Annotated in this window: 5 protein-coding genes; all 5 read right to left on the reverse strand. The window is 62.6% G+C overall.

Going from position 1 to position 13859, the window contains the following annotated elements; translation table 11 throughout:
• Positions 1-51: 51 nt before the first annotated feature.
• Positions 52-8463, reverse strand: coding sequence for a GH36-type glycosyl hydrolase domain-containing protein (locus DFR49_RS05090; RefSeq protein WP_119034651.1), 8412 nt, complete (start codon positions 8461-8463; stop codon positions 52-54).
• A gap of 3 nt (positions 8464-8466) precedes the next feature.
• Positions 8467-9480, reverse strand: a complete 1014-nt coding sequence (locus tag DFR49_RS05095) for a universal stress protein (protein ID WP_013846856.1) — start codon at positions 9478-9480, stop codon at positions 8467-8469.
• A gap of 296 nt (positions 9481-9776) precedes the next feature.
• On the reverse strand, positions 9777-12158 hold the full coding sequence (ppsA, locus tag DFR49_RS05100) for a phosphoenolpyruvate synthase (protein ID WP_030090317.1): 2382 nt from the start codon (positions 12156-12158) through the stop codon (positions 9777-9779).
• A gap of 565 nt (positions 12159-12723) precedes the next feature.
• Positions 12724-13263 (reverse strand): lytic transglycosylase domain-containing protein, encoded by a 540-nt coding sequence (locus tag DFR49_RS05105; protein ID WP_013846858.1) that lies wholly within the window; start codon positions 13261-13263, stop codon positions 12724-12726.
• A 14-nt stretch (positions 13264-13277) separates the two neighbouring features.
• Positions 13278-13853: a restriction endonuclease gene (locus DFR49_RS05110; RefSeq protein WP_234703076.1), complete on the reverse strand. Its 576-nt coding sequence runs from the start codon at positions 13851-13853 to the stop codon at positions 13278-13280.
• Positions 13854-13859 lie beyond the last annotated feature (6 nt).

Below are 13859 nucleotides of genomic sequence, written 5' to 3' on the forward strand. Positions count from 1 at the left end.
GGCGCTACGTAAAGCACCGGATACACGTTGGCCCCGGTCCTGGATTGCTCTTCAGGCTCGCTGCGCAACCCGCACGACGACTATCCGCGTATGATCGTTCTCGGGGAACGGGATTCCGCGTGCGTCCCAGAGCGTCCCTTCAACCTCGATTACCGGTTCTTCGCTCTCCAGAGTATCATCCGTCTCGATCGTCACATGAATAGACCCACGGCCTCGCCGCAGGGTCAATTCGACGCTCTCCCAGTCCCTGGGCAAGACGGGGCGCACCTGAAGTTCGCCGCCCACGAGCCGAACGCCAAGAATCTCCTCTACCGCCAACCGCCATGTCCAGGCTGCGGCACCCGTGTACCAGGTCCAGCCACCTCGGCCGAGGTGGGGCTCCATGCCGGCAATGTCAGCCGCCACGACATAAGGCTCGGTTCGATAATGGGCGGCGCTGCGAGCCGTCGCGGCATGCTGAATAGGATTGATTCGGTCGAAGAGCGCCTTGGCCCCATCACCATCCCCCGTGCGCGCGAACGCGAGCGCGAGCCAGCTTGCCGCGTGGGTATACTGGCCTCCATTCTCGCGAATTCCCGGCGGATAGGCCTTGATATAACCCGGCTCACGCGGCGTGCGGTCAAAGGGCGGATCCAGCAGACGCACGAGACTGTCGTCATCCCGAACCAGATATCGTCTGGCCGAAGCGAGCGCCGATCGGGTACGCTCGACCTTGCCGGCACCCGACAATACGGACCACGACTGCGCGATGGAATCGATGCGGCATTCCTGTTCTTCCGACGCGCCCCATGGACGGCCGTCGTCGTCGAATGCGCGCAAATACCATTCGCCATCCCACCCCGACCGTTCCACCGCGGCCGCAAGCGTCTCTGCGCGGCCGTTCCAATGGTCGCGGAACTCGTTCCGGTCCGCATCCACACAATGACGCGTGAAATTTCGGATGGTCGCGATGAGAAACCAGGCGAGCCATATGCTTTCGCCATGCCCCCGGTTGCCCACGCGATCCATGCCGTCATTCCAGTCCCCTGCACCAATCAGCGGGAGGCCATGAGACCCGAGGCGGTAGGCGTGGGAAAGCGCGCGCTCGCAATGAACGAACAGGGATTGCGTGTAGTCACTCACCTCGAAACGCGCATAGCGATCGGTTTCTTCGGCCGTGAGCGGGGGCGCCCGCAGAAAAGGAACCAGCTCGCTCAGGATGGTTTTGTCTCCGGTCGCCTCAACATAATGAGCAACGGCGTACGGTAGCCAGACCAGATCGTCCGAGCAGCGCGTGCGGACGCCGCGATCCAATGGCGGATGCCACCAATGCAGCACGTCGCCTTCCTCGAACTGATGGGCAGCCGCGGCAAGGATATGCTGCCGTGTTGCATTCGGATCGGCATGGATCTGTGCCAGAACATCCTGCAGCTGGTCGCGAAAACCGAAAGCGCCGCTCGCCTGATAAAAGCCCGCGCGAGCGCGGATGCGGGCGCTGAGCGACTGGTGCGGCAGCCACCGGTTGACCATCAGGTCAAAGGCGGGATCGGGCGTCTTGACCTGCACCGCGTCCAGCCTGTCCTTCCAGAAACCGGCACACTCCCGCGCCGCGGTCTCGAAGGCCGATGGGTCCTGCCAGCGACGGACAAGGTCACGCGCGTGATCCAGGTCGTCGCCCTGCCCCAGCACAAAGCAAACTTCTGCGGTTCCTTCAGCCGGGATATCAAGATGGACCTGCAGGGCGGCGCAGCAGTCGTCACCGGCAGCATGCTGCCGGTGACCAAGATCCCAGTTCAGAAGTCCGAGGGGACTGGTGGGGTCGGCGTCATCGCCGTGAAAATCGTAGCGTGAGGTGGTGAGCGTGTGGACCGGAAGTGTCGAAGCAAGAAAGGAGATGCGGTCGGCAAATTCGTCGGTCCAGGGATTTTGGCCGAGAATCGCGTGCGAGATCGGATCATAGAATGAGCGGCGCAGGGGCGCCTGTTCTCCTTGCACAGCGCCCATCAGCCATTCGGCATAGTAGGTAGCCGTGATCCGGCGCGGACGCGGCAACTGATTACGCAAGCGAAGCCGGACAAGCTTCACGGTGTCGTGCGTCGGCACGATGACGGAGAGCTCCTGTTCAAGGCCTTCGCTATGCCGGTGCCAGGACGTACGGTCGGGGCCGTGATCGATGCGGCATGCCGTGTCTCCACCGGCCGGAAGCGGCGTCGGCGTCCAGAGCCGTGCGTTTTCCTCATCGCGCAGATAAAGGCGTTCGCCTTGAGGATCTTCGACAGGGTCGTTGAACCACGGCGTGAGACGGTTTTCACCACTGTTTATCGCCCAGGTGAAGCCCAGACCGCCCTCGGTCACGATCGTCCCGAAGCCGTCGTTGGCGAGGACGTTGGCCCAGGGCGCAGGGGTCGGCGCACCGGGTTCCAGATAGATAGTATAGTCGCCCGTATCCGGATCGAAGCCTCCCCACCCATTATCGAATTGCAGATCAGCCGGGCGCGGTACGGGCGCCGTCATGATTGTACCGGAGTTCGCCCCGACCGGCGCGAACAGCGGGCCCGGATGCGGCGGCTGGTCGTATCGCGCAAGCTGGTCGACTAGGCTGCCGCCGGCTTCGTCAAGGATGAGGCGGGCAACCTGATCGAGAAGCGCCGCCCGCTCGCCATCGGATGGACCGATGCCGACGAGGTGTATCCCGGCATGGGTGCCAAGGCGATCCTGTAGCCCGGCATCCTTCAGCACTTCCAGAAGACGCTCGCGGACGGGCTCGATATAGCCCGACGTTCCTTCATGCGTCACCACCAGGTCGATCGGCATACCACGCTGCCGCATGAGCTTGTGGAAGGAGAGAAGCTGTCGAAGCAGGTCCTGCTGCTCCGCGGTTCCGGAACGCAGCATCAAAATAGGATGGTCGCCCGATATCCCGAGCGCCCAAAGGTCCCCGCGCCGAAATGTGCGCGCGCCGGCCGATCCCGGCTCTGCCGCTCTGGTGAGAAGAGTGGACAGCAACGCCTGCGCCTGCGGCACGATGTGCGGCTGCAGGCCCAGCTTGTGCATCTCGCGCGCCGCCGCACTTGCCGTATCGCTCACAGCCCAGTCGAGTGACGGCAGGGTGGTAAAGCGCTCGGCAAGTTCGAGGGCCGATTGCCGGGATCCAGCCGCAATGGTGACGAAGGCGAATTCACGTCGCGCGCGCGGAGGCAGTTCCACCGTCATCCTGATCGCGCAGATCGGATCAAGCGTCCAGCCGAGCGGGCCACCAGGCAGTTCCCCGGTCAACAATGCGGGCCGCCTGGGGCACCCATATCGTCCGATGAAAGCGCTGCGATCGGCTTCGAGACCGAGCAGGGTAACGCCAGCTTCATCCCCGATCACACGGGTCAGCAGGACGGGCGGACGTTCCGCCGAACTGCGCGGCCGCCGCGTGAAAAGCAGGCCGTCATTGCCAGGCAAGGCTTCCGCCCCCACGAACAGCTTGCTGAAGGCAGGGTGGCGCGCCGCGTCCTGGGCCGGAGCCAGAACGATCTGCGCGTAGCCCGTGACTTCGATGGTCCGGGGCTTATCGCTATCATTGACAAGAGCGACACGCCGGATCTCCAGGTCGTCGGCATTGGCGACATTGATCGTTGTCGTGACCGACAAGCCGTGGGCGCGCTGGTGGAACTCCACCTGATGCGCTTGGAAGATCACCTCCGGCGCGTCTTCGGGTCGAGAAAAGGGGCCGCCCGTTGCCGACCAGGTAACATCTGCATCCCGGTCGTGCAGATAGATCCAGAAACCTGCGTCCCCACGGGTCAGGGCATGCTGGTTCCAGCTCAGCCCACCTGCACCGTCTGTCCGAATGCGGCTCGAAAGCCGGCCATTGCCGAGAATCTGCCACGCGTGCTCCCCACGGCGCCGAGTGGGTGCCCAGCCGTAAAGGCCCGGAATCAGTTCGTCGGGTTCCGGCTGTGGCTCACGAACCTCAAGCCGCGCGATCTCGGGCGGCAGCTCCCATGGAATCCTTTCGTTAAGGAGCAGGTCGACGGTGCGGATATGAGGATCGGTGTGGAACCAGCGCACGAGCATGTCATCGCACAACGCGTTTCCGAGCGCGGCAAGGCTCATGCCATGATGATGAGCCATGTAGGAGCGCACGACGGCAAAGCGTTCACCGTCAGGCGCCCGCTCGGGCGTGAAGTCGACCGCTTCGAAAAATCCGTATCGGCCGATGAGGCCAAGATCCGCCAGAGTTTGAAGGTTGCGCGTCGCCAGCGCGGGCCGGATCGTCAGCGCCAGCGCCGTCGCATAGGGGCTGATAACCAGATCGCGCCCCAGACCTCGCTGGAGGCCGAGCGCAGGGACGCCGAATGCGTGATATCGGTAGACGCGGTCCTCGCCCATCGATGCGAAGGACGACTCCGAAATACCCCAAGGCATATCATGTGACCGCCCGAATGCGATCTGGATAGCAATCGCGGTCCGGTCACTCATTCCGAGCAGGGTTTGGGGATCGCTCTGCAGGAAGATGTTCGGCATCAGATATTCGAACATCGAGCCGTTCCACGATATCAACGCCAGGCCTGCGTGCTGCTTGGTGATGGGCCGCCCGAGATGGAACCAGTGCAGAGGCTCTATGTCGCCCTTCGCGATGGCGAAAAAGCTGGCGAGGCGTGCTTCGCTGGCGAGCAGATCGTAGTGGTGCGGATCTATTCGATCGGCGCTCACATTGTAGCCGATATGAAAGAGCCGGCTGCCGGCATCGAACAGGAACGAGAAGTCCATGGCGTGCGCGGCGGCGTTAGCGCGACTGGAGAGGTCATCGAGGCGGTCATGAAGCGCTTGCCGGGCCGCCTGGCCTTCCTCGATCGCCGCCTGGAGATCGTGCGCCCATTGCCGGCTTTCCGCCGGTAGCTGGTCTCTCGCCGCATTGAGGACGCCAATTGCTGCCGCGGCGCCCGCGTGCGTGGACGGCAGCCGGTCGTTCGCCAACAGGTCGGCGACTTTTGCCGCGACGTTCGAACACTCTGCCGGATGCGCCGCGAGCGTCTCCCACCAGGGCGAGAACAGCCGAAGGTCTCGCCGCATGCCGGACAGATGATGTTCGAGCCGCTCCAGCCAGGCTTGGACATTCCGCAGGGAGGCGATTTCATCCTCGCCGACGCTTTCGGCCATCAGGGTAATCTGCTCGCGCAGGCGAGGAAGATCGATCGACAGGAGATCGTCGATCCTCTCGGCCCAGTCTTGCCTCCCTTCCTCAATCCTGCGGGCGGTTTCCCGCATAGCCTCAAGGATCGAGCCGGCGGCGGAGGCCGCTTCGAGGTCGATCGTCGCAATCGCTTCGGCGAGCAACTCGATATTGTCGTCAAACCCTCGCCACAAATCCGTGGCGACCGGTGGCAAGCTTCTGGCTTCCTGAAGGGCTCGCGCGACGGTGATCAGACTGACCGCGAGATTTCCGCTGTCGACGGTCGAAACATATCGGGGCTCCAGGGCCGCGAGCGTTCTCGTCTCGTACCAGTTGAGAATATGGCCGCGGTAGCGGTCCAGGCGATCCAACGTATCGAGCGTGTTGTGAAGCCGTGTCGCAACCTCGTTGAGGCCGATATGTCCGAGGCGCCAGGCAGTGAGGACCGATACCATCATCATTCCGATGTTGGTCGGCGAGGTTCGGTGCGCGATTTCCTCGTCGGGCGGCTCCTGATAGTTATCGGGTGGCAGCCAGTTGTCCTCGGGGCGCACAAAGGTCTCGAAAAAGAGCCAGGTGCGCCGCGCCATCAGTCTCAGGAACTTTCGATCGTTTTCGGACAGCGTGTCCTTTGCCGGCTCAATCGGACGGCTGATCCGGATCGCGATCTCAGGCGCAATGAACCAGAGCAGCAGCAGGGGAGCCGCGACAGGCAGGGAAGCGGGCGCCGCAAGGAACAGACCCGCGCCGATGATCAGCGCGAACACCGGAGAGGCGGCCATGTCACGCCATGCCGCCAGTCGCGGATGTCGCGCCGCGTTGCGCGTCGCCATGTGGGCGGCCGACGTCCATTCGAGCTTTCTTTGGCCCGAATGGAGACGCCATAGGGTGATGGCAATGGCATGCAGCGCTATCATCGCGTCACTGACGAGAAAGACGATAGCGAGAAACCAGCGACCCGCGTGATCCGCCAGACGTCGCAGCAGGTTCTGCATGACGCCGCGGCGGCGGCCCTGCGCGAGGCCGGTCACGAGGTCCGTAAAGAGATATGCACCGGGCGCGATGACGGCAAGCAAGGTCCAGACCCAGGGCTGCCCATGGAGAAGAAACCATCCACCCACCAGCAGCGCCACAATACTCGCTGGAATTATGCTGCGCCGCAAATTGTCGAATATCTTCAGCCGATCGAACCAGCCGAGCCGGTTGCGCAGCCATCGGCCATCGCCGCCGGGCACGAAGGGAAAGAGCCATGGCAGGATCTGCCAGTCCCCACGGACCCATCTGTGCCAGCGCCAGGTGAAGTCGAGATAGCTGGTCGGGAAGCTCTCATAAACGATCGCATCGCTGACCAGCGCCGCTCGCCCGTGCAGTCCTTCGAACAGGTCATGGCTGAGAAGTGTATTCTCGGGAACGCGCCCTTCGAGGCTCCGATGAAAGGCCGCCACATCATAGAGGCCCTTGCCCACGTAGACGCCTGTGCCGAGCAGATCCTGATAGACGTCGGATACGGCGCGCGAATAGATATCGATGGTCGTGTCACCGCCATAGAGGCGCGAAAACAAGGATTGGCCGGTCGCTTCCGGCGCCAGCTCAACGCGCGGCTGAAGAACCGTATATCCTCGTTCGACCGCGCCGGTCGCAGCGTTGAAGTGGGCGCGGTTAAGGGGATGAGATAGCGTCCCCACCAGTCGCCGGACGATGCCGGCCGACAACCTGGTATCGGCATCGGCCGTCATCACGAAACGGCATCGCCGCAACCGTTCGATGCTACCGACGGTCACATTGAAGGGGGACGCATCTCCGTTCAGGATGAAGGCGTTGAACTGCTCAAGCTTTCCGCGCTTTCGCTCCCAGCCCATCCAGCAGCCCTGGGCCGCGTTGAACCGTCGTGGCCGATGCAGCAAATGGAACGGCCCATGTCCCTTGGCATTGGCAAAGCGCGCGTTGAGTTCCTCGATCCCGCTGGTCAGCGCGCGAACGATATCGGCATCGACCGAGACACTTTCCTGTGACGCATCGGCGAAATCGCTGAGCAGCACGAATTCGAGCGCGGCATCGGGATTGGAAAGGCGGTGTGCCTCCAGGCGCCGAAGCAGCGGCGCGATATCCGACAATCGCGCGACCAAGACAGGCATCACGACTGCCGTCGCCGAACTTTCGGGGATGCCGTCCTTGAAATCGAGCTTGGGGAGTACGTTCGGCCGAACGATGTGGGTCACGAGCCAATTGACGAAGGTGATGCTCAGGATCGATGCGGGTAGCAGGGTGAGCGCGATCCCTAGAAGCCAGGATCCGGCGGTGGCGCCGGTGGAAACCAGATAGGCTGCGGGTAGAGCAAAGCCCGCAAGGCCCGCGAGCAGCAAGGCGGCTGCATAAAGCAGGCCTGGATAACGCAGCGCGCGTCGCAATATCGAGCCCGGCGTCCATGGACGAGGATCGATCGCGTCGGCAAAGGCAGGCCGTCCGATATCGATGAGCCAGAAGCCTACATGGCCCGATGGCGCTTCGTCGCTGCTATAGCACTGGCGCAAGGCACGCTCGGCGACATCCCATTCCGGGAGTCCCGACTGGTCGGCAAGCTGCTCGACCGCATGGCGATATCGATCGCGCGTATCGAAGTCCATATGTGGATAGACGCCTGCCGGGTCGCGCCGGAGGATGGCTTCGACCTGGCTCGTTCGATCGAAGAAGTCGTTCCATTGAATCGTCGCGATCACGCCAAGGTTCGCGATTGCGCGCGCGACGCATTCCGTATCGTCAAAACCAACCATCGCCGTGTCGGGCGTCTCGACGATCTCAAAGGGCGGCTCGACCTCCGGGAAGAGGTGGCTGAAACCTCCGATGAGCAATTCCAGGCAGACTATGCGCAGCATGGTCGGGAAGGCCCAGGTCTCGGCGATGCTGAGCGGCATCTTCTTTTGATATTGCTCTACGAACAGCACCGCGCCATTCAGCGAGACCTGCAGGTGAGAAGCCTGCAGCAAGGCATGGGCAAGCTGATGCACGCGAGGGCGACCGAGCCCGTCCCCGGAGATCGCCGGAAGTTTCGCGTAGAACTCTCCGGGAAGATCCTCGCGGATCTGCAGGATGGCGCGTTGTATCTGATAATCGTTGTCGAGCAGCCATTCAGCCGCGGCGCCTGCGCGCTTGTCGGCCTTGGCGGCCGCCTGTCGGGCCTGCCTCAGCCAGGTCTTCATCTCCTCGAGATGCGCCCATGCGGGCAGCGGCACCGACTTGCCGAGCAGTCCTGTCAGGCGATGACGGTCGGCGACCTCCTCCGCCGCCCCGGCGAGCGGATCGCGCTCCTCATAATCGGCCATCAATCAGACCTGAATGGCCGTTGGCAATCTCACGCTCTGGCTGGCGGCAGGCGAAGTCATTTGCGCCTTGCGACTCGCCGAAGGCAGGACGAGCATCGGGACACTGCAATGGGCCATCAGATAGGAGGCAACCGTTCCGTACGGGACGTCCCTGACATGCTGATGCCCGTGCCCGCGTGCGGACATCACCGCGAGATCAGCCGCTTCGCGATCGATCAACGCGCAAAGCGTGTCGCGAACGTCGCCGCCACGGATGACAATCGCGCGAGCGCGAAGGCCCATCGCCGAAAGATTGGACCTGGTCCGATCCAGATAGCTGCGCGCGGCCTGCTCGTTGCGTTCGATCAGGTTTTCGCGCAGCGTCTCGTCTTCGGTTTCCAGGGGTCGCGCCTGGATCATTTCGGGCGTGGGGACGACATGAACGAGCAGCAGCTCAGCGTCGGCTGCCTTCGCGAGGCGCACCGCAAGGGGCAGCACGCTTTCGGCCCAGCGCGAGCCATCGAGCGGCACCACGATCCGTCGATAGGCCGAACCAGGGACGGGCGCTTCCACCGGAACAAGCAGGACAGGGCCTGGTGCCTGGGACAGCACCTTGTGGACTGTGCCCCCGACGCCGTCGCGGCCGGCTTCCTTTCGTCCGCGCCTGCCCAGCACGACCATCCCTTCGTCACACTCCCGCACGTACCGGCAGATTTCCTCCGCCGCCGGTCCTTCTGCGAGCTCAATGGTCGTTTGAGATGAGGACGGTTCGATCGTCGCAGCACAACGATCGAGCACCCGCATGGCCTCGCGGCGACGAAGATTGCACTCGATGGGGTCAGGCCGTGCGTCGGGCGACGCGTCTCTGTCCAAGACCTGAAGCAGCGTTACCGGAACGTCGAGCGTTGAAGCCAGAGCAAGAGCGTGTGGATAGATCCACGCGTTGCGATCGGTGCAATCGATGCACGCGACGACGCCGGATGTCTTCGCGGACATTCGGGGCTGGGAGAAGGATGGAAAGGCAGATACGGCAGACATAGGAAAACCTCCTGTTGCCGTCCGTCTCCCCGCTACCGGCGGCGCTCATTCCGACTGTTGCTATCAACGTCATCTGGCCGGACCCTGTTCCCCGATTCCAGCCAGCACTCAAAGGCTATCGGCGGTTCCAGGATGGGGCCATTAGGGCTTTTACGAATGCCGCCGGACTCAGACGACGTTCTCGGGTAACCTTCCCGAGCTCGCGATTGCGCGACAATATGCGGGTGAACCCAGGCGGATCAGCACCGGTAGACGCAATTTCCTGTACCTCGCATCAGTGTCATTTCACCCGGCGCTCAGCCCGATTGTCCCTCCGCCTCCGCGACGGCCTTGATCGTTCGCACGAAGCTGTCGGGATTGAGCGACATGGAATCGATACCCTCCGAAATCAGGAACGCCGCAAAGTCCGGATGGTTGCTCGGCCCCTGGCCGCATATGCCGATCTTGATGCCCGCCGCGTGCGCCTTGCGAATGGCTTCCGAGATCATGCGGGTGACGGCTTCGTCTCTTTCATCGAAGAGATTGGCCAGAATCCCGGAATCGCGGTCGACACCCAACACAAGCTGGGTGAGGTCGTTGGAGCCGATGGAAAATCCGTCGAAGCGCGTAGCGAACTGCTCGGCGAGAATGACGTTCGAGGGTATCTCGCACATCATGTAGATTTGCAGCCCATTCTCCCCGCGGCGCAAACCGTTCTCGGCCATCGCTTCGAGCACGCGATCCGCCTCGGCCGGCGTGCGGCAGAAGGGGACCATGACGATGACGTTCGAGAAGCCCAGTTCCTCCCGGACCCGCTTGAGCGCGCGGCATTCGAGAGCGAAGCCTTCGCGATACCGTTCATCGTAATAGCGCGAGGCGCCGCGGAAGCCGAGCATCGGATTCTCCTCATCCGGCTCGAAGGCGTCGCCGCCCACAAGGTGCGCATATTCGTTCGTTTTGAAATCGCTCAGGCGCACGATGGCGGGGTGCGGGTAATAGGGACTTGCAAGCTTCGCGATGCCGCGCGCGAGGACATCGACAAAAAACTCCGATGGGTCGGAATACCCCTTGGTCAGATCGCGTATTTGCCGTTGAGCTTCAGCGCTCACGCGATCCGGGTGAACCAGTGCCATCGGATGCACCTTGATATGCGCGTTGATGATGAACTCCATGCGCGCAAGGCCGACCCCTCGGGCAGGAAGCCGCCACCACTGGAATGCCGCCGCCGGGTTCGCGATATTGACCATGATGTCCGTCCGGGTGGCCGGCAGGGAGCCGATATCCACGTCCGTCACGGAAAAATCGAGTATGCTGGCGTAGATTGTTCCGACGTCACCGTCAGCGCAGCTGATCGTGATCTCGCTGTTCTCGGCAATGATCTCGGTCGCGTTTCCGGTGCCGACGATTGCGGGAACACCGAGTTCGCGGCTGACGATGGCAGCGTGGCTGGTGGTGCCGCCATGATTGGTCACGATCCCCGCCGCGCGTTTCATGACCGGAACCCAATCGGGGTCAGTCGTCTCAGTGATGAGAATAGACCCGTCCCGGAACTGGGCGATGTCGGCGGCGGTCCGGATGACACAAGCCTTGCCAGCAGCGATGGCTGTTCCCACCGCCGCGCCCGTCAATAGCGGGTCGCCTTTCTCCTTGAGGCGGTAATGCCGGAATGTCGAAGTGCTGGCCTGGGCCTGAACCGTTTCGGGACGCGCCTGGACGATGTAGAGTTCACCAGTCTCGCCGTCCTTCGCCCATTCCATGTCCATGGGACGCTGGTAATGGTCCTCGATTGCCACGGCCCACCGCGCGAGCTGGACGATATCGCTGTTATCGAGAACGAAGCTCTGACGCTCCTGCTCGGTTGTCTCGACGATCCTCGTACGGTGGCTTCCGCCTTCCCCATAGACCATGCGGAACGCCTTACCGCCCAACTCCTTGTCGATGATCGGTTCGGTCCCCGGCTGCGCGAGAAGCGGTTTGAATACGACATATCTGTCCGGGTTTACGCTCCCCTGGACGACGGTCTCGCCCAGCCCCCAGGCGGCGCTGATGACGATAGCATTTGGAAAGCCAGTTTCGGTATCGATCGAGAACATGACGCCCGATCCGCACAGGTCCGAGCGGACCATCTGCTGAATGCCGATCGACAGCGCAACCTCGAGATGATCGAAGCCTTTCGCATCGCGGTAACTGATCGCGCGATCGGTGAACAGCGAGGCGAAGCATCGACGACAGGCCGCCAGAAGTGCGGCCCGGCCCCGGACATTGAGGAAGGTTTCCTGCTGGCCCGCGAAGCTCGCATCCGGCAGATCTTCGGCGGTCGCGCTGCTGCGCACGGCAACGGCGGGACGCTCTGTGCCGGTACGCCGGCCAAGTTCCGCATAAGCGGACACAATCTCCTCGGCGATATGGGAGGGCATTTCCGCTTCCAGAAACAGACTCCTTATAGCCTGCCCCGCTTCCTGAAGGGTGCATCCGCCGGAGTGGAAGGCGGAGAGATGTTCCGTAATGCGGGGTGCAAGCTCATTGTCGTGAATGAACGCCCTGTAAGCGTCCGCAGTGGTGGCAAAGCCAGAGGGCACCTTCACGCCCTTCTGAGCGAGGGCCGCGGTCATCTCGCCTAAAGACGCGTTCTTGCCGCCTACGGCCTGCACATCAGCGATACCGATGTCTTCGAACCACAAAATCATCGGCTTGGACATAGCTCATCTCCAGCTTGCGTAAGGTGCCAGAGGCCGCCTCAAGGTTTCACCCAGCCACCTCTTTTGTGGTCACCATCACCGCGCCGACTGGCAACGTCACTACGTAAGGCTCCTGAGTGTATCGATGGACTTCGGCTCGATCATCAGATTGACCGGATCAGCTCCGGCCGGATGGCCCAAGATCGAGAGCAGGTTATGGGCAACACAAATGCATGATCGACGAACTGCGGGCGCGGGCGTAATACTCACCCTATCGCGCCATTGCCTGCCTGTCGTCAGTTTCACCGATCAGCAGATCGCAGGCCGTCCACCAAGCCTGCCAAGCTGTGCAAGTCCGCCAGCCCCATCGAAGGAGTACACTGACGTAAGAGGACGGCGAACGACGCATCGCTGAATTGGGGCGGAAGCTGCAAAGCGCAGGTGGCCAGCGCACGATCTTAGGTACGATCCCAGTGTTCGCTGAAAAGGGATGACCTCGGAGGGCAGATGCAGCGAACGGGCTGCCTGCCCAGCCTTGGAGTCCAGCGTTGAAAGCTATTCAACCGCTTGTATTCATCGCCCAAAACTACCTCACCAGGTTCCCGCGGCTTGCCGCAAACACGTCCGGGCCAAACCGCCGACGCATGTGGCTTGCGACCTTCTTCGCATAGGCGACCTGCCTCGCCTCGGTTGGGCTATGATAGACGCCAACCGCTTTCCAATAGTCTCCGGTCGCTTCCAGCCCGGACAGGAATATCCAGCGTGCCGCCTCGACATTAAAACAGGGATCGTAGCGCAGCCAATGACGGATCTGCTCCTGGGGTCGTTCGAGCAGTCGGGACATTTTCGGCACCCAGCTACTGTTGATCTGAAGCGGCCCGAGATCGTGGGTGCCGTTGGTATTCGCGATCTCCGCGCCCAGCCAGCCAGCCTCCTGTGTCCGCAAGCCCCAAAGCGTCTTTTCAAGCCAGGCACGCCCCCGCGCGGCGACGCGGATGCAACGGGCGATTTCGGCGACCTCACCAGGTGCAGCTTGCTTCGCCAGCACAGGAGCCGGCGTCAGTATGACGGACAGGATCGCTATACTGGTGAGCGCCCTTCCCGCTACCGAGGCCTGGAAAATCATTGATCGACACGCCCTCATTGCACTATCCGATCACGAAAATCGGAGGGGCCACGTCGAAGAAGATCGCGAGACGGCAGACCATCCGGCTCGAACGGAGCGCCGGTCAGCAGCGCAAGCAATCGCTGCCCGGAGACGATTTCGATGCCATCGGCGCTCGAACAGATCGTGCGGCTCATCCCGCCGGTGCGACCGGTGTGGATGAACATGCCGCGCCGCCGCCGCGCAGCGCAAAGCATGGCGAACTCACGCACATGTTCAGGCTTGATCGCATCGCGATACCGCTTCGCCTGGATCAGCCAGCGCCGGCCATCGATGATGACCTCCCCGTCGACGCCGCCGTCCCCGGTATAGCGGCGATTACGGATGACGCGGTGCCCGCGCTGCTCGAAGGCTTCGAGCAGTAATTCCTCGAACGCCAGCGGATCCATCGCGCGCAGCCGGGCATAGTGCAAGACGGCGGGCTGATCGCGATCCGGTCCGCGCAGCTGCTCGCACATCGTTCGAGCCTGTCGGCGTCGCCAGCGATGACGGATCGGAACGCGATAATGGCGGTATAGCAGGGCAACGAGGGCGGCGCAGGCGATCGCCATCAGCAA

Source organism: Hephaestia caeni (genome assembly GCF_003550065.1).
GTDB classification, from domain to species: Bacteria; Pseudomonadota; Alphaproteobacteria; order Sphingomonadales; family Sphingomonadaceae; genus Sphingomonas; species Sphingomonas caeni_A.

Excerpts from the sequence above, each read along its gene's own strand:
- DFR49_RS05110 (WP_234703076.1), bottom strand. The coding sequence starts at position 13,853 with ATGGCGATCGCCTGCGCCGCCCTCGTTGCCCTGCTATACCGCCATTAT.
- DFR49_RS05095 (WP_013846856.1), bottom strand. The coding sequence starts at position 9,480 with ATGTCTGCCGTATCTGCCTTTCCATCCTTCTCCCAGCCCCGAATGTCC.
- DFR49_RS05105 (WP_013846858.1), bottom strand. The coding sequence starts at position 13,263 with ATGATTTTCCAGGCCTCGGTAGCGGGAAGGGCGCTCACCAGTATAGCG.
- DFR49_RS05090 (WP_119034651.1), bottom strand. The coding sequence starts at position 8,463 with ATGGCCGATTATGAGGAGCGCGATCCGCTCGCCGGGGCGGCGGAGGAG.
- ppsA (WP_030090317.1), bottom strand. The coding sequence starts at position 12,158 with ATGTCCAAGCCGATGATTTTGTGGTTCGAAGACATCGGTATCGCTGAT.